Origin of the sequence: Streptomyces africanus (assembly GCF_030816955.1) — a bacterium.
Taxonomy (GTDB): domain Bacteria; phylum Actinomycetota; class Actinomycetes; order Streptomycetales; family Streptomycetaceae; genus Streptomyces; species Streptomyces africanus.
Window position 1 is genome coordinate 3,695,562 of record NZ_JAUSYP010000001.1, and the last position, 15,756, is coordinate 3,711,317.

Consider the following 15,756-nt stretch of genomic DNA (forward strand, 5'->3'; position numbering starts at 1 on the left):
CTGGTGAACAAGACCAAGCTCAAGTAGTCGTCGTCCAGAAGGAAGACGTTCGCCGCTGCCCTGCAGCAGTTCGAAGAGCAGATGAACGCGGCGAAGGTCGTCACCGCCGCCACACGGCCCATCAACCTGTACTACGGCCTCGTGCAGGCCGGCCTCGCGATGACCGCGGCCCATGCACCAGGCCGATTCACCTTCGACAAGCACGGCTTGAAGATCCTCGACATGGAGCAGAGCATCCCCGACGTGGCTGTCAGGCCCGATGGCGAAGGCGCGTTCCAGGCTGTGTCCGACGCCACAGGATCCGAGCGTGCGGCGGCTGCGATCAGCCTCGGGGCCCTGTGGAACTCGATTCCCGAACTCACTGAGGCGCCGCTTGAAGGAATGATGAGCGACCCGGCGGTCATGTTCCTCGCCGATAGCCAGCCAGCCTTGCGAGGCGACTGGGAAAGCTGGAACGGCGACACCGCGCCGCCGATCGAGTACCTGCGCGCCACGGTCTGCGTGAACGACGAGACGCCCTCGGCGGCGGACAGGAGGGCGTGGCTGACATCGTTCCTGCCGAAGTACCCAGGTCTGCGCGACGCACGTCTCTGGGGCGGCGAGCAGGATGCCTCCACAGAGATCCGCCCTGGGCGCTTCTCCGTTGACATCTGCTGGCCTGCCCCCGAGCGTGGGATGGAGGAGCCTGAAGTCGACCGCTTCTTCGACAGCAGGGCTCCTGCCTACCGCTTCAACGCGGACCGCTTCGTACGTCCGTCTTTCGAACCCACCAAGAACCCCCCGACTCCCCTCATGTCCTGGTGGCTGATCCTCTACAGCTTCTCGATGCTGGCCCGGTACCAGCCCCGGAAGTGGTCCGAGGCCCTGGACGTCGACAAGTCCAAAAGCGCAGCCGCCCTTGAGTACGCCATGGACATCGCCCTCGAAGTCGTCCCCCATCTCGTCCTCGAGGGCCTGGATCAGGAGCCGTTGTTGCTCGCGAAGCCAATGGCATTCTGAAGCCGCCAGGGCACATCCAGGGCACATGAGCCTGGGAAACAGCGTTGATCTGTGAGAACCGAGAGGAGTTTTCCCAGTTCAACGCATACTTCCCTGCGAAACCCCAGGTCAGCGCCCTCCCGCCCCCAATCGCTGCACGAGTGAGAGATAAGAACGTGCCAGGCGCCGCTGACCCGCACGGACAACACCACCGGACACGAACCAACGCCAGCGGTCACTGCTGCACAGCAGCTACTACGCCTGTAGGGGCTGGTGGTCGGCCGTATCCGTATCCGTACGTGTCAGGTTATGGCGGTGATCACCCGCGGGTCAGGCCCATCTCGCCGGCGCGTAGTCCGGCCTGGAAACGGGAGCCCGCGTTGAGGGCGACGAGCAGTTCGGCGACCCGGCGGCGGTAGGTGCGCAGCGACATGCCGAGTTCCCGTGCGGCTGTCTCGTCGGTGGCGCCGGAGGCCAGGGCGCGCAAGACCCTTGCGCTTTGGGCGTCGATCCGGGGCCATTCCGCGCTCAGAGAGGCCGCGAGGTCGGTGGCGCTCTCCCACGCGGCTTCGAACAGCGCGTAGGCCCCGTCGACCAAGGCTGGTGTGGCACTCACGGTGTAGGTGCGGTGTCCAGGGGCGGCCGGTGCGGATGTCATGGGGCTGGTGAGGATCATGGTTCGCCGGTCGATGAAGAAGGTTCCCCGGGACAATGGGGTGGCGGTGATCCGGATCTGCATGCCGTGGGCGGCCATCTCGCGCAGGGCTTCCCGGTCGCGCTCGTCGGCGAGCACCGCGGGGCTGTACAGCTTGCGGGCCCGGACCGCCCCGTCACGACGCATCGTCAGGCGGGCGGCCTCACGGGCGCCGGGCCAGGTGTCGAGGTCGCGGGCGACGTTGACCCATTCCGTGTCGTCCGACTCCGCCAAGGGTCTGATGCGCGCCCAGAGCTCAAGATCACTGCGAAGCATCACGACCTGTGTCATGCATCCATTGTGCCGGTGGCAGCAAAGTGCCACGGGCTCGTCGGCTGATGCCGGGCCTTGCAGGCTGGAGGCCATGAGCAACAGATTCCGCCTCGGCGGCGACCTTGACGTCAACAGGCTCGGCTTCGGCGCCATGCGGCTGCCCTCCAAGGACGGTATGGGCGGTCCCGCCCGCGACCCGGAGGTCGGCCGTGCCGTGCTGCGGCGCGCCGTCGAACTCGGGGTCGACCACATCGACACCGCCGACTTCTACGTCAGCCACGGCGGTGCGGTGCGTGCGAACAACCTGATCCGCGAGGCCCTGTACCCCTACCCGTCCAACCTGGTCATCGCCACCAAGGTCGGGCCCGTCATCCGCCCCGACGGCCTCCACCATGGCACCCCGGCCGACATGCGTGGCTTTGTCGAAGCCAACCTCGACGGCCTGGGCGTGGACCGACTCGATCTCGTCTACCTGCGCATCGGGGCGATGGCACCCCCGCACGGCGAGTCGCTCGCCGAGCGCTTCGAGGCACTCGCCGCGCTGCGCGAGGAGGGCCTGATCCGGCACCTCGGCCTCAGCAACGTCGACACCGGCCATCTCGCGGAGGCTCGTGCCATCGCGCCCGTCGCCGCCGTACAGAACCACGCCGGCCAGCGTGACGAAGCGGACTTCCTGGCCGCCTGCCAGGAGTCCGGCATCGCCTTCGTGCCCTTCTTCCCTGTGGGTGGCGGCCGGGAACTCGACGACGAGCGTCTTGCCAAGGTGGCGGCCCGGCACCGTGCCACCGTCCCGCAGATCGGCCTCGCCTGGCTGCTGGCCTCCTCCCCGATGGCCCTGGCCATCCCGGGCACGGGGTCTCTCTCCCACCTGGAGGACAACATGGCCGCCGCCGCGATCACCCTCACCGACGACGACCTCGCCGACCTCTCCTGACGTCGCACACGAAAGAAGCCCCTGCCATGAAACTGCTGATCCTCGGTGCGACCGGTCCCACCGGTCGTCATGTGGTCGATCTGGCCGTGCGATCCGGCGACTCGGTCACGGCCTTCGTGCGTAACCCGGCGGCCCTGGGTGACCTGGCCGAGCGGGTCACGCCGGTCACCGGCGACGCCACCTCACACCGCGACCTCGCCGCCGCGGCGGCCGGGCACGACGCGATCGTCTCCGCGCTCGGCAGGGGCAACTCGGTGCGCGCCGACGGCCTCTTCACGCGCGCCTCGGTGGCCGTGATCGGCGCGGCCGGGGAAGTGGGTGTCTCCCGCCTGGTGTGGCTGTCGTCGTTCGGTGTCGGCGACACCTTCGGCTGGTCGAGCAGCGCGCAGAAGCTGATCTACGGCACGCTGCTGCGGTCGATCTACGCCGACAAGGCGATCGCGGACGAGAGCATCCGCTCCAGCGGGCTGGACTGGACCCTGGTCTACCCGACCAGGCTGACCCACGGCCCGGCCAGGGGTACGTACCGCGCGGACGACCGGCTGCCGATGAAGGGCAACCCGACGATCAGCCGCGCGGACGTCGCCGCCTTCATGCACCGGGCAGCACATGGCAGGGAGTGGATCAACCGCACCGCCGTGATCTCGGACTGAGAGTCCACACTCCGAGTATGACAGTCGTTATAGAAGCGTGTAGCCTCGGTTTCTATAACGTCTGTCATAGGAGGATGTCGTGACGATCATTACCGTGAACGCCCCCAAGGGACGCCTCGACCTCGGCCGGCGCCGCGAGCTGGCCGAGACGCTGACGGACGCGGTGCTGGTGCCCGAGGTGGGACAGCCCGCTCCGGCCGCCCGCGTCGGGTTCCAGGTGCACTTCGTCGAGCGCGAGCGGGACATGATGGCGATCGGCGGGCGGCTGCTTTCGGACGCCGGCCAGGAACTCGACGTGATGGTGATCGACATCGCGGTCATGGACGCCGCCTGGCAGCCGGACGTACGAGGCCAGGTCATCGAGCGTGTCCTGGCGGCGCTGGCGGAGTCCTGCGGACTGGAGAAGCCGTCACCGACGTGGTGGGTCAACTTCCGCGTGATCGACGAGGGCAGCTGGGGCTCGTCCGGGGGCGTGCTGTCCGTCCTCCCACTCCTTGAGAGCGGCGTGTTCACGGAGGAGAGGGCCAAAGCCGTCCGTGCCGCGCTGGGCGCCTGAAGTCGACAGCGACGGGCCTCCAGGCATGCACGGAGCCCTGCCCCCGCCCGGTCAGCCCTTGATCGCGGCGAGGACGAGCGCCTGCAACTGCTCCGCGGTGCGGTCCAGGGGCTGAGTGCTGCGCTTGGCACGGCACATCGCCACGGTCCCCTCGACGGCCGCGACGACGAGGGTGGCGAGCTGGGCCGCCTGCTCACGCTCGGCGCCGTGCTCGCACAGCGAGTCGGCCAGCAGGCTTTCCCAGGCGCCGAAGACGTCAGCTGCCGCTACCAGGGCGGCCGGCGTCTCGTCAGTGGGTGGCTCCTCGATGGAGACGGCGAGAACCGGGCAGCCTGCCCGGAAGTCACTGTCGACGACGATCTTGCGCCACAGGTCGAGAAACGCCCGCAGCCCGGCGACCGGTCCCGCCTCCAACTCCCTGCGCAGCCTGCGGGCGACCCACTCGCCCGTGTAGCGGACGGCCTCGGTGGCCAACTGCTGCTTACCTTCGGGGAAGTAGTGGTACGTCGAGCCGAGCGGCGCCCTGGCGTGCTTGGCCGTCTCGCGGATGCTCGTCGCGTTCAGACCGCGTCGACTGATCATGTCGGCCGCGCCGGCCACGATCCGCTCGCGCGCCGCCGGACTTGACTTGGCCACGTACCCGATCCCTTCGACCCCACTGGCTATAACAGCCGTCATAGTCTAGCGTGTCCGTCGTTTATAACGACCGTCATAAACCTGGTCGTCGAACGAAACGAAGACGAACGCAACGAAGAGAGGTATGCCCATGCCGATGATCCGGCTCACAGCCCCCGCCGGCGCCCTGACCGAACAGGGCCGTCTGAGCATCCAGCGCGACCTCGCCGCCGTACTGCTGCGCTGGGGAGGGCGCACCCGACACGGCGTTCTTCCGCGCCCAGGCATGGAGCTACCTCGTAGAACTGCCGGAAGACGCCCAGATCACCGCCGAGGACGACGCGCCGCGCTTCCTGGTAGAGGTCACCGTCCCGCACGGAGCCCTGTCCGAGCGCCGCAAGGCGGGCCTGGTCGAGGAGGCGACGAAGACCGTCCTGGCCGCCGCCGGCCTCGGCCCGGACGACGCCCTGCGAGTGTGGGTGCTCGTCCACGAACAGCCCGACGGCACCTGGGGCGCGGGCGGCTCCGTCATCCGCTACGCCGACCTGGTGGCACTGGCGAAGGGACAGCGCGCCGATGCGTGAACTGACCTACGTCGCCCGGCGCACCGTCGAGTGGCGCGAGGCGCCCGACCCGGAACTCCAGGCTGACGGGGAGGCGATCGTCGCGCCGGTGGCCGCCACCTCCTGCGACGTGGACTCCTCCATCCTGGCCGGCCACGGCTTCATCGACCCGCCCTTCGCCCTCGGCCACGAGTGCGTCGCCCGGGTCGTCGAGACCGGCGACGCCGTCACCGCCGTAGCCCCCGGTGACCTGGTCGTCGTCCCCTGGTCCATCAACTGCGGCACCTGCGAGCGCTGCCGGGCCGGGCTGACCGCGCACTGCACCGCCGTGCCCTACATGGCGATGTACGGCGCACCGATCGGCGGCAGTTGGGGCGGCCTCTTCTCCGACCTGGTCCGCGTGCCCTACGCCGACGCCATGCTCGTCCCGCTGCCGGCCGGCCTCGACCCCGTCGCCATGGCCTCCGCCAGCGACAACTGGTCCCTGGCCTGGCGCCTGGTCGCCCCCCACCTCAAGGCCCGGCCCGGAGCACGCGTCCTGGTCGTCGCCCGCGGCAGCATCGGCCTGTACGTGTGCGACATCGCCCGCGCCCTCGGCGCCTCCGAAGTGCTCTACGTCGACCCCGACCCCGAACACCGCACCCTGGCCCGCGCCTTCGGCGCCGCCACCGCCGAAGTCCTGGAACCGATCCCCCAGGGCTACGACATCGCCGTCGAGGCCACCGGACGCGTCGACCAGCTCGCCCTGGCCGTCAAATCCCTGACCCCGGAGGGGATTTGTGAGTCGGCGGGCAACCATTTCCGTCCCGGTGAACTGCCACTGCTCGACATGTACCTCAACGGCGTCACCCTGCGCATCGCCCGCGACAACGTGCGCGCCCACATCCCCGACGCCCTCGAACTCGCCGCCTCCGGCAGGGTCGCCCCCGAAAAGGTGGTCTCCCACGTCATCGACTGGGAGGACCTGCCGACCGCGCTGCCGGAGAAGCACCTGAAGCCGGTCTTCGTCCGCGCCGATGACTGACCGCACCCGGCCCGCACCCCACCAGCCCACCCCACCGAGAAACCCGATGCACACTTCCCTCACCGACCCGCCGCCCACCGGCACTGCCACCGACCCCACGCGAGCGACAGCCGAGGAAGAGGAACTGGAAGACCAGAAGGCGGCCATCACCCACCTCGGCCACGAACTGCGCGCCCTGGTGGAAGCCACCGTCCGCACCGCCGCCTCCCCGGACACCCTCCACCGTGTGGCGGACGGCGTCCGCGCTGTCACCAGCCAGCTGACGGGCCGACGGCGGTCGCGGGCGGAGATCCCCCAGGTGGACGAGTTCCCCACAGGGACACGTATCTACAGCCCTGTGACCGGGGCCGGGAGCCCGCTGGCCCCGCCCGTACAGGTGACGCCCACCGCCGACGGCCTGGTGGGTCACTGCACGCTCGGCATCGCCCACGAAGGGCCACCCGGCTACGGCCACGGCGGCATGAGCGCCATGCTGTTGGACGAACTCATGGGGCGCGTCTGCGCGGCAGCCGGGATGCCCGGCCTGACGGTCTCTCTCCAGATGCGCTACCACCGCCCGGTCCCACTGGAAACACCCCTGCGGATCCTCGCCCGCGTCACCGGCAGGGACGACCGCAAGATCTTCGTGAGCGGGTCGATCGCCACCCGGACAGCCCCTGACACGAGCCTCGTCACTTCCGACGGGGTCTTCATCGCTCCCGACCCCCACCGCGCTCGCACCCTGTTCCCGGGGCTGCAAGCCGAACGGTGACCAGCCGGGCATACGGCGTATCCCCCGCCAGAAGCTGCCGGCAGAACGGATCCAGCACACATGAGGCCGGGAAACCCCGTGAACAGGCGAGAACTACGGAGGGGTGTTTTCCCAGGCCAGGCGCCCCGCAGTCGACGTTTCCGCAGGTCACAGCCCCGCCCAAGGAAAACTCCTAAAGCGGGTGTCGCAGGTTCGAATCCTGCCGGGGGCACCAGCTCAAAGGCCCCGGACCGATCATGGTCCGGGGCCTTTGACATGTGCTTCTGACATCAACGCGGCCGGTCGAGAGGTCCCGCCACCGTCTCGACGCCCCTGGAGGCGGTGGAATCCCGGGCCGGGAACGTCGAGGCGGCGGGTGCACGCCGTGCCTGCCGGTACGCCTCGTCCAACTGGTCGGCCGTCGCGCAGGGGAGTTCGAGGTTCACGCCCTCCTCGTCTCCACGGCCGTGCACGTCACGCAGGTGCTGCAGTGTTTCGCCAGCCGCGCGTACGCATCCGCCCACGGGACATCGACGAATGACGGATACGGCGTACCGCTCATGCCTCGGGCTCCGTCTCCAGGCAGCGCCGTCCGGCGGCGATCAGCCGGGCCACCGCGAGCGGAGTGCACAGCACTGCGGCCGAGTCCATCGGCACCGACCAGTAAGAGGCGAGCGCCTGTTCCCGGTTCACAGCATCCAGCCGCGGCACTCCCAGATAGCTGCCGTGGCCGAGACAATCGACATCCAGGGCACGCCACGCCTCGGCCATCTGATGCAGTGTCGCCGGCATGCTGGCGGGCAACAGCGCGTAGTACCGCGAAAAGCGCGGGTCACAGATGACCGGCCCGCCCCCAAGGGCCTCGGCCAGGAACTCGTTTAAGCAGCCGGCTTCGGTACTGGTGCTCAGAGCGGCCAACAGGCACTCGGGAATTCGTAGGGCGGAGAAAAGCCCACCGAGCGGCAGCATCGCCACCCGGTGCTGCTGCCACTCCCACCGGGCCCGGTCCCGGAACGCGGGCGGCAACGTCGCCAGCAGCCAGTCCTCCGTCGCGAGCCGACGGTCCGCAGTGGGGTGGATGAGCACGCCGGGCTCGGCCCCGATCGGGCGCAGAACGCTGAGTGCGCCCGAGGCTTCCCCCGGCTGGATACCTGCTGGCGTATCGGCGTCCACGGCTACACCTTCCCTTTACGCTGAGTTGTCGAGTCGCTACTGTCCGAACGGTAGAAAACGCCGGTCACGGGCTGAAGTGACTGGCAGTACAGGTATGGATGGGGCCCACGCGGGGACAGGTGGTCGAGGTGCCGTCAATTTCAGGACGAACCCTGACTAGCGGTCGGGGTACGCCCGCGCGACCCCGAATCGGGGTCATCTCCGGATACACATTCCGGGTCATCCGGGAGCAGCTCGGCCAGACGCAGGACGATGTGGCCGAGCGGCTGGAGGTCTCGTCGGACACGATCGCGGCTGGGAGTCCGGACGCCGGCCCTTGCCCGCGTTGCCGGTCGGGCAGATGCTCGTGCACCGGCACCGCCTCATGCAGATGGGCACCTCCCCCGCCCTGCTTCAGACTCTTGAGAGAGCGACAGAGGCCGACGTTCTCCTGGCCGACGCCTTGGACGAGCAGACACCCGCTGACCAGAGCCCGCTCGGGGCGTGGGTCATGCAGCGCGACCTGGTCGAGGTCCTCGCATGGCCGCTCACCCAGGTGCCGCCCCAGCCGGTTCGCGATCTGCCCGCGCCCCGGCGGCCCCGCCGAGGACCCGTACCGTCAGCGCCCGAACTGCCGGCCACCGACAGGCGAAAGTTCTTCGCACGGATGCGGGACACGGCAGAACAGGCGCGACGCAAGGAGCAGTTCCTGTTACGGCGCCAGGCGCTGTACCTGTCCGGCTACGACGACCAGTCCGACACTTTCGAGTGGCTCGCCCACCAGCAGAACGCGGAAAGGCCCGGAGGCTGGCTCATCAACTGGCTGAACGCCCGCTCCGTGGCGGCCGTCGCCGCGCGGCAGGGCGACCGCGAGCGGATGGGCCATTTCATCGACACCGTCCTGCTCGACGACGACCGCGGCGAGGCCGCGAACTTGAACTACTGGGCGTACTGGGTCGGCGAGAGCCGCCACCTCGAACTGTCCGACGACTTCATCGCTTCCCGCGAGCCCGGCCCCTGGCCCGGGGACAAGCTGCTCTCCCACCTCGCGAACGGACTGGCTCCTCACCACGGGTACGTCGACCTGACCATCCACTCCCTGTGGTCCCTGCTCACCATCCGGCCGAACCTGCTGAAATCCGGGGCAGCGACTCGAGCCCTGCGCGACCGGCTGCCGGTGATGTTGGATAGCCAGGAGTTGTCGGCTCGCGCTCGCCGTGAACTGGACAGCATCAGGTATGCGATCCGCCTCGCCGAGGCGTGAGAGGAGACCCGACCGTGGCCGAAGAGCTGACCCAGGTGGCACGGTTCTTGTACGAAGCGGGGACGCTCAAGCAGTCGAAACGCACCGGGTGGTGGATGGCAGGCGTGCGCGACCCGGAGAGCGTCGCCGAGCACTCCTGGCGCACCTCGCTGATCGCGTCGATCATCGCCAAACTGGAGGGGGCAGACCCCGCCCGCGCCGCGTTCCTGGCCGTCTGGCACGACTCGCAGGAGACCAGGACCGGAGACGTCAACCACCTGGCCAAGAAGTACGGCGCCGGCGAAGCCGACCCCGCGGTGGTCACCGCCGACCAGGTGGCGGGCATGCCCGAGGCGCTCGCATCCACTGTGCGCGAACTGATCAACGAATACGAGGCCCGGGAAACTCCCGAAGCGATCTGCGCACGAGACGCGGACAAGCTGGAATGCATGCTGCAGGGCCTCGAGTACAAAGCCCAGGGCTACGAGCACGCACAGCGCTGGATCGACAACAGCCGCGGCCGCCTCGTGACAAAGACGGCGATCGAGCTCGCCGACCAACTACTGGCGACCGACCCATTGGACTGGCTGCGCAGCACGATGGGCGAGCTGGGCTGACTCTTCCGCCCTTCACCCACCGGCGGCAGAACACCGAACTGCCGCCTATCCCACTCGACGTCAAGTCCCCGCCGACCGTGTCGGATCCCAGCTGATGCCTGACGTTTTGATCCCAGGTGATGCTTGACGGTGGGCCTAGACAACATGGGAAGCCCCGTGGGGCTTGTTCGTTTTCACGTTACGGACCGGAACGTCGGTGGTGCGCCGGATGACGCGGACCTGGCCGTCCAGGTCGACGGTGATCGTGGAGTCCGACACGTGCACGGTCACCGTCTGGCCTGCGTAGGGGCGGCCGAGGGAGACGACCTGCCGGCAGACCATGACGGTGCCGACCGCGCTGACCCGCCGCTGCACCCGCACCGGCTCGACCCGGGGCCGGGGCGACGGGCCCGCTGGCCGCAGGCACAACCGCCCGCGGCCCCGTCATGGCGGAGGGACTTCGCGCAGGCGTGGGTCAGTTCGTCAGGCGGAACGTGGCGTCGCTGCGGGCCGTCGTGGTGGTGATCGGGTCGAGGCGGAGTTCGTAGGCGTAGTGGCGGATGTACCGGTCGGGGAAGTTGTACGACTGGAACGAGGACCAGGATGAGTCGGCGAGGCCGGTGACCTGGCGGAAGGTGGCGTCCGCGGCGAACTGGGGGGTGCCGTCGTTGTAGGCCAGCTGGAAGTCGTATCCGGCGTGCCGCAGGAAGTGGCCGGGGAAGTTGACCGACTCGAAGGAGACGGTGCCCGAGCCCGCCAGGCCGGGTCGGGGCCGGAACTGGGCGTCCGGGCCAGTGACGTTCTGGTCGATGCGCACGTCGAAGTTGGTGTGCCGCACGTAGCGGTCCTGGAAGTTGAACGACTGGAGCCGCTTGGCCGGGGTGTCGGCCCAGCGTGCGAGCACGCGGCTCTCCTCGGCGGCCGTGAGGGTGAGGATCGCGCCGTGGCGCTTCTTCGTCCCGCCCAGGTTGTAGCTTCCTGACGCCGGGAGCCGGTAGGTGCCGGAGGCGGAGGGGTTGGTCGTCGTGACCGGCATGTAGCCGCGTCCGGAGGCGTACTGGTCGAGGTACAGGGTCCATTCGTTGCGGTCCCTGAACTTCATCCACATCGGGCCTTCGACCTGGGAGCCGGTCAGGCCGATGCCGGAGAGATTGCCGAGGTTCGTCCATGTGCCGAGGATCGAGTTGCTGCCTTCGAGCGTGATCTGGCCGTCGCCGGAGGCCCGAACGTAGCGGTAGCTGCCGACGCCGGACGGCACCTCGACGATCTGGGTGTCGATGATGTTCTGGGTACCGGGGCGGTCGATGTAGAGCTGCGGGGTGGTGATGGTGCGGAAGTCGGTGGTGCGGGCGTAGTAGATGCGGTGCTTGAGCACGCCGTCCCTGGTCGCGTTCGTCGCCCAGTACAGGACGTAGTCGTTGGTCTCGGGGTTCCAGATCGCTTCCGGCGCCCAGGCGTTGCGCCCGTCGGGGATCGCGCCGGCCACGTTGAGCAGCCACGGCTGCGACCAGGTGACCAGGTCCGTCGACTCCCACACCACGAGGTTGCGGCTGCCGTTGTTCACGGAGTCGTCCCATGACTGCCCGCAGCCGATGCACAGGTCGGTCGCGATGATCCAGTACTTGTCACCGCCGGGGGCTCTGACCAGTGCGGGGTCGCGCACCCCACGGGTGCCCACCGTGGAACGCAGGGTCATCCCGCCGCCGTTGAGGTCACTCCAGTTCAGGCCGTCCGTGCTGTGCGAGAAGTAGATCTGCTGACCGGTCGACCCCTCCCCGATGAAGTGCGTCATCAGGTAGCCCGGGTCGGCGGCGGCGGCCCGGTCAGGTGTGGTCAGGGCCTGGCCTGTGAAGAGGAGGCAGGCGGCGAGCGCTATCGCCGACAGCCTGGAGAGAAGCGCGCGCATGTGCATTTCCCCTGTCTTTGTCTGACTTTCCGGTGCCCCCCGTGGGCGCTGCGCCGAGCGCGTCGGATCAGTTGCCGCCGTCGCGGCTCTCAGCAGTGCCCGTCAGGTCTTCCGGCGTGACGTCATGGTCCGCTGGATCAGGATGAAGGCGCACAGCAGCACACCGGTTGCGATCTTCGTCCACCAGGAGCTGAGCGTCCCCTCGAACGTGATGACGCTCTTGATCAGGCCGAGCACCAGCACCCCGAAGAGCGTGCCCAGCACATAACCGGAACCTCCGGTCAGCAGGGTGCCGCCGATGACCACGGCGGCGATGGCGTCGAGTTCCATGCCGACGGCGTGCAGCGGGTCGCCCGACTGGATGTACAGCATGAACAGCAGACCCGCCAGGGCCGAGCAGAAGCCGCTCACCGTGTACACGGCGATCTTCGTGCCGCCCAGCGGAAGGCCCATGAGCAGGGCCGACTGCTCGTTGCCGCCGATGGCGTACACACGGCGTCCGAAGCGGGTGTAGTGGAGCACGTAGCAGGCGACACCGAGGACGGCCAGGGCCACGAGGGCGCCGATCGACAGTTCCCCCAGGCCGAGCGACACCCGCGTCTGGGCGAGGGTGCCCACCGAGGCGTCGTTGATGGAGATCGACTCCTTGCTGATGACCAGGCACAGTCCGCGGAAGAGGAAGAGCCCGGCGAGGGTGACGATGAAGGGCTGGATCTCGAAGTTGTGGATGACGTAGCCCATCAGGAAGCCGCCGAAGGCGCCGACGGCCAGTGCGAGGGGGACGACCAGGAGCAGCGGCAGTCCCTGACGTTCCACCAGCCATGCCGTGAACATGGTGGTGAAGCCGATCACCGATCCCACGGACAGGTCGATGCCGCCCGACATGATGACGAAGGTGGCACCGATAGCGGCGACCAGCAGATAGCCGTTGTCGATGAACAGGTTGAGGAACACCTGGGGTTCGGCGAAGCCGTAGTTCTGGTACCGGCTGAGGCCACCGACGTACATGGCGATGAACAGGGCGGCCGTGACCAGGACGGGCAGACGCCGGTCGCCGAGCAGGCGCGCGGCACGGGAGGCGGTGCTGCCGCGCGGAGCCGCCTTGGGGGTCTGGGCGGTCGCGCTCATCGCGACACCTCCATCTTCGGGGCGGCGTCGGCCGCCGGAGCGGGCTCCACCGGGGCGGCGTCCCGGCGCGGGCCCTTGAGGCCCTTGGCGCCGAAGACCTTGGCCCGGAACTTCGGGGACTGCAGCAGGCAGACGACGATGACGACGGCGGCCTTGAAGACCAGGTTGGTCTGGGTCGGTACGCCGATGGTGTAGATCGTGGTGGTGAGGGTCTGGATGACGAGGGCGCCGACCACCGTGCCACCGATGGAGAACCGGCCGCCGAGCAGCGAGGTGCCGCCGATCACCACGGCGAGGATCGCGTCGAGTTCGATCCACAGACCGGCGTTGTTGCCGTCCGCGGCCGAGGTGTTGGAGCTGATCATCAGGCCCGCGATGCCCGCGCACAGCGCGCAGAACATGTAAACCATGATCTTGATGCGGGTGGATCTGATGCCGACCAGGCGGCTGGCCTCGGCGTTGCCGCCGACCGATTCGACCAGCAGGCCGAGCGCCGTGCGGCGGGTCAGCGCCACGGTGACGGCCACCACCGCCGCCACCACGAAGATGGAGAAGGGCAGGGTCAGCCAGTAGCCGCCGCCGATCAGCTTGTACGGCTCGCTGTTGACGGTGATGATCTGGCCGTCGGTGATCAGCTGGGCGACACCTCGGCCCGCGACCATGATGATGAGGGTCGCGATGATGGGCTGGATTCCCATCCTGGCCACCAGGAAGCCGTTCCACAGACCGCAGACGACCGCGGCCACCAGCCCGATGCCCATCGCCAGGAACACCGCGGACACGGCGTTCTGGTCGGCCTGGTCGCTGATGTACGAACAGGTCAGGGCGCCGGTGATGGCGACCACGGCACCGACGGAGAGGTCGATGCCGCCGGTGGCGATGACCAGGGTCATGCCGACAGCGACCAGGATCAGCGGTGAGCCGAACAGCACGATGGAGACGAGGCTGCCGTAGAGGTGGCCGTTCGTCATGTTGATCGAGAAGAAGTCGGGCGTGAAGGGGACGTTGACGAGCAGCAGGGCGATCAGGACCGCGACCGGCCAGAACAGGTGGTGATGCGTCAGTGCTCGCCAGCGGGAGGTGGTGGTCACTGGTGTTCTCCGCTCGCGATGGTCTCGAGGATCTTGCTGGTGGTGATCTCCGGCCCGTTGGTCAGCCGCGCCACCAGCCGGCGGTCGCGCAGCACTCCGATGGTGTGGCTGAGCCGGAGCACCTCCTCCAGTTCGGCCGCGATGTACAGCACCGACATGCCGTCCTCGGAGAGGGACACCACCAGTTTCTGGATCTCCGTCTTGGCGCCGATGTCGATGCCGCGCGTCGGCTCGTCCAGGATCAGCAGCTTCGGCCGGGTGATCAGCCAGCGGGCGAGCAGTACCTTCTGCTGGTTGCCGCCGCTGAGCCGGCCCACGCGGGCCTCCGGGTCGGCGGGGCGGATGTCCAGCGCCTTGATGTACGTGTCGACGAGTTCGTCGCGCTGGGAGGCCGGGATGGGCCGGGTCCAGCCGCGGGCCGCCTGGAGAGCGAGGATGATGTTCTCGCGCACCGTCAGGTCGGGGACCAGGCCCTCGCTCTTGCGGTTCTCCGAGCAGAACGCCACACCGGCCTCGATGGCGTCGTTCGGGGCGCTCATCGAGACCTGCTTGCCGCCGATGGTCACCTTGCCGCTGTCGGGCTGGTCGGCTCCGAACAGCAGCCGGGCGAGTTCGGTGCGGCCCGATCCCAAGAGGCCGGCGAGGCCGAGCACCTCACCCTTGTTGATCTCCAGGTCGAAGGGGGCGATCCCGCCGGTGCGGCCGAGTCCCTCGGCCTTGACCAGGGTCTCGCCGACGTCGGAGTGCATCTGGTGCTCGGCCAGTTCCTCGAGCTGGTCCAGGGCCTTGCCGATCATCAGCTCGATCAGTCCGACCTGGTCGAGGTCGCGGACCAGGTGCTCGCCGACCAGGGTGCCGTTGCGCAGGATGGTCATCCGGTCGCAGACCTCGTAGATCTGGTCGAGGAAGTGCGACACGAACAGGATCGCGACGCCCTCGTCCCTCAACCGCCGCATCAGACGGAACAGTTCGAGGACCTCGTCGCGGTCGAGGCTGGAGGTCGGCTCGTCGAGGACCAGTACCTTGGTGCCGGATCCCGCGGCGTCACGGTCCCCGGTTCCCACCGACCGTACGATCGCGACCAGTTGCTGTACGGCCAGCGGGTACGAGGACAGCGGCGCGGCGACGTCGATGTCGAGTCCGAGCCGGTCGACCAGCTCCGCCGCCTCCTTGCGCATCCGCTTCCACTGGATGCGGCCGGCGCGGGTGGGTTCGCGTCCGATGAAGATGTTCTCCGCCACCGACAGGTTGGGGCAGAGGTTGACCTCCTGGTAGACCGTGCTGATGCCGGCGTGCTGCGCCTGCAGCGGGCTGCCGAACCGTACGGACTCGCCGTCCAGGGTGATCGTGCCGCCGTCCAGGGAGTAGACGCCCGTCAGCACCTTGATGAGGGTGGACTTACCTGCGCCGTTCTCACCCATCAAGGCGTGGATCTCGCCGGGGAAGAGCCGGAAGTCGACGCCCGACAGAGCCCGTACCCCCGGAAACTCTTTGACTATGCCCGTCATTTCCAGGACGGGCTGCGGCTCTGCCATGGCAGCGCTCCTCGTGAATGGTCCAGGTCCGCGGGGAGCCTCCCGGCCGGGGATGCCGGCCGGCCGGAGGCTCCCGCCGTGGGGA

General features: G+C 68.5%; 14 protein-coding genes and 4 pseudogenes. 9 read left to right on the forward strand and 9 right to left on the reverse strand.

Translation table 11 applies throughout. The annotated features are described in order from the left end of the window. Positions 1 to 48: 48 nt before the first annotated feature. Positions 49 to 999 (forward strand): annotated as a pseudogene (locus QF034_RS16960) (YaaC family protein); the annotation flags it as partial. A 298-nt stretch (positions 1,000 to 1,297) separates the two neighbouring features. Here QF034_RS16960 and QF034_RS16965 read toward each other — a convergent pair. After that, positions 1,298 to 1,963, reverse strand: coding sequence for a helix-turn-helix transcriptional regulator (locus QF034_RS16965; RefSeq protein ID WP_306966149.1), 666 nt, complete (start codon positions 1,961 to 1,963; stop codon positions 1,298 to 1,300). Between the two features lie 73 nt (positions 1,964 to 2,036). Between QF034_RS16965 and QF034_RS16970 the strand changes: the two genes are divergently transcribed. The 3 genes from QF034_RS16970 (at position 2,037) to QF034_RS16980 (ending at position 4,088) form a co-directional block, all read left to right on the forward strand. Further along, positions 2,037 to 2,879 carry an aldo/keto reductase gene (locus tag QF034_RS16970; protein WP_306966148.1) on the forward strand — a complete coding sequence of 281 codons (843 nt, stop codon included), beginning with the start codon at positions 2,037 to 2,039 and terminating at the stop codon, positions 2,877 to 2,879. A gap of 26 nt (positions 2,880 to 2,905) precedes the next feature. Beyond that, positions 2,906 to 3,532 carry an NAD(P)-dependent oxidoreductase gene (locus QF034_RS16975; protein WP_306966147.1) on the forward strand — a complete coding sequence of 209 codons (627 nt, stop codon included), beginning with the start codon at positions 2,906 to 2,908 and terminating at the stop codon, positions 3,530 to 3,532. Between the two features lie 79 nt (positions 3,533 to 3,611). Next, positions 3,612 to 4,088 (forward strand): tautomerase enzyme, encoded by a 477-nt coding sequence (locus tag QF034_RS16980; protein WP_307175766.1) that lies wholly within the window; start codon positions 3,612 to 3,614, stop codon positions 4,086 to 4,088. Positions 4,089 to 4,139: 51 nt separating this feature from the next. Here QF034_RS16980 and QF034_RS16985 read toward each other — a convergent pair whose 3' ends face one another. After that, positions 4,140 to 4,724: a TetR/AcrR family transcriptional regulator gene (locus QF034_RS16985; RefSeq protein WP_306966145.1), complete on the reverse strand. Its 585-nt coding sequence runs from the start codon at positions 4,722 to 4,724 to the stop codon at positions 4,140 to 4,142. A gap of 130 nt (positions 4,725 to 4,854) precedes the next feature. Between QF034_RS16985 and QF034_RS16990 the strand changes: the two are divergent. From QF034_RS16990 to QF034_RS17000, 3 genes and pseudogenes are all read left to right on the forward strand, one after another. After that, positions 4,855 to 5,287, forward strand: a pseudogene (locus QF034_RS16990) (tautomerase family protein). Next, positions 5,280 to 6,290 carry a zinc-dependent alcohol dehydrogenase gene (locus QF034_RS16995; RefSeq protein ID WP_307175767.1) on the forward strand — a complete coding sequence of 337 codons (1,011 nt, stop codon included), beginning with the start codon at positions 5,280 to 5,282 and terminating at the stop codon, positions 6,288 to 6,290. Before QF034_RS16990 ends, QF034_RS16995 begins: the two are co-directional and overlap by 8 nt. A gap of 46 nt (positions 6,291 to 6,336) precedes the next feature. Beyond that, entirely contained in the window at positions 6,337 to 7,041 is a 705-nt protein-coding gene (locus QF034_RS17000) for a PaaI family thioesterase (RefSeq protein ID WP_307175768.1), read from the forward strand. A gap of 269 nt (positions 7,042 to 7,310) precedes the next feature. On the opposite strand, the gene QF034_RS17005 is transcribed toward QF034_RS17000, so the two are convergent. Both QF034_RS17005 and QF034_RS17010 read right to left on the reverse strand, forming a co-directional pair. Beyond that, positions 7,311 to 7,466 (reverse strand): hypothetical protein, encoded by a 156-nt coding sequence (locus tag QF034_RS17005; protein ID WP_307175769.1) that lies wholly within the window; start codon positions 7,464 to 7,466, stop codon positions 7,311 to 7,313. A gap of 112 nt (positions 7,467 to 7,578) precedes the next feature. After that, a complete protein-coding gene (locus QF034_RS17010; RefSeq protein ID WP_307175770.1) occupies positions 7,579 to 8,193 on the reverse strand; it encodes a hypothetical protein in 615 nt (204 codons plus the stop codon). A gap of 98 nt (positions 8,194 to 8,291) precedes the next feature. On the opposite strand from QF034_RS17010, the pseudogene QF034_RS17015 reads away from it, so the two are divergent. After that, positions 8,292 to 9,436 (forward strand): annotated as a pseudogene (locus QF034_RS17015) (helix-turn-helix domain-containing protein). Between the two features lie 14 nt (positions 9,437 to 9,450). Beyond that, positions 9,451 to 10,032: an HD domain-containing protein gene (locus QF034_RS17020; protein WP_307175771.1), complete on the forward strand. Its 582-nt coding sequence runs from the start codon at positions 9,451 to 9,453 to the stop codon at positions 10,030 to 10,032. Positions 10,033 to 10,167: 135 nt separating this feature from the next. Here QF034_RS17020 and QF034_RS17025 read toward each other — a convergent pair. The 5 genes and pseudogenes from QF034_RS17025 to QF034_RS17045 form a co-directional block, all read right to left on the reverse strand. Continuing rightward, positions 10,168 to 10,434: pseudogene (locus QF034_RS17025) on the reverse strand (IS481 family transposase); the annotation flags it as partial. Between the two features lie 52 nt (positions 10,435 to 10,486). Next, on the reverse strand, positions 10,487 to 11,917 hold the full coding sequence (locus tag QF034_RS17030) for a glycoside hydrolase family 43 protein (RefSeq protein WP_307175773.1): 1,431 nt from the start codon (positions 11,915 to 11,917) through the stop codon (positions 10,487 to 10,489). Positions 11,918 to 12,019: 102 nt separating this feature from the next. Continuing rightward, entirely contained in the window at positions 12,020 to 13,045 is a 1,026-nt protein-coding gene (gene yjfF / locus QF034_RS17035; RefSeq protein WP_307175774.1) for a galactofuranose ABC transporter, permease protein YjfF, read from the reverse strand. Continuing rightward, positions 13,042 to 14,136 (reverse strand): ABC transporter permease, encoded by a 1,095-nt coding sequence (locus tag QF034_RS17040; protein ID WP_307175775.1) that lies wholly within the window; start codon positions 14,134 to 14,136, stop codon positions 13,042 to 13,044. Before QF034_RS17040 ends, yjfF begins: the two co-directional genes overlap by 4 nt. Further along, positions 14,133 to 15,671, reverse strand: a complete 1,539-nt coding sequence (locus QF034_RS17045; RefSeq protein ID WP_307175776.1) for a sugar ABC transporter ATP-binding protein — start codon at positions 15,669 to 15,671, stop codon at positions 14,133 to 14,135. Before QF034_RS17045 ends, QF034_RS17040 begins: the two co-directional genes overlap by 4 nt. Positions 15,672 to 15,756: the final 85 nt, after the last annotated feature.

Excerpts from the sequence above, each read along its gene's own strand:
- QF034_RS17045 (WP_307175776.1), bottom strand. The coding sequence starts at position 15,671 with ATGGCAGAGCCGCAGCCCGTCCTGGAAATGACGGGCATAGTCAAAGAG.
- QF034_RS16970 (WP_306966148.1), top strand. The coding sequence starts at position 2,037 with ATGAGCAACAGATTCCGCCTCGGCGGCGACCTTGACGTCAACAGGCTC.
- QF034_RS17000 (WP_307175768.1), top strand. The coding sequence starts at position 6,337 with ATGCACACTTCCCTCACCGACCCGCCGCCCACCGGCACTGCCACCGAC.
- QF034_RS16965 (WP_306966149.1), bottom strand. The coding sequence starts at position 1,963 with ATGACACAGGTCGTGATGCTTCGCAGTGATCTTGAGCTCTGGGCGCGC.
- QF034_RS16975 (WP_306966147.1), top strand. The coding sequence starts at position 2,906 with ATGAAACTGCTGATCCTCGGTGCGACCGGTCCCACCGGTCGTCATGTG.
- QF034_RS17030 (WP_307175773.1), bottom strand. The coding sequence starts at position 11,917 with ATGCGCGCGCTTCTCTCCAGGCTGTCGGCGATAGCGCTCGCCGCCTGC.
- yjfF (WP_307175774.1), bottom strand. The coding sequence starts at position 13,045 with ATGAGCGCGACCGCCCAGACCCCCAAGGCGGCTCCGCGCGGCAGCACC.
- QF034_RS16995 (WP_307175767.1), top strand. The coding sequence starts at position 5,280 with ATGCGTGAACTGACCTACGTCGCCCGGCGCACCGTCGAGTGGCGCGAG.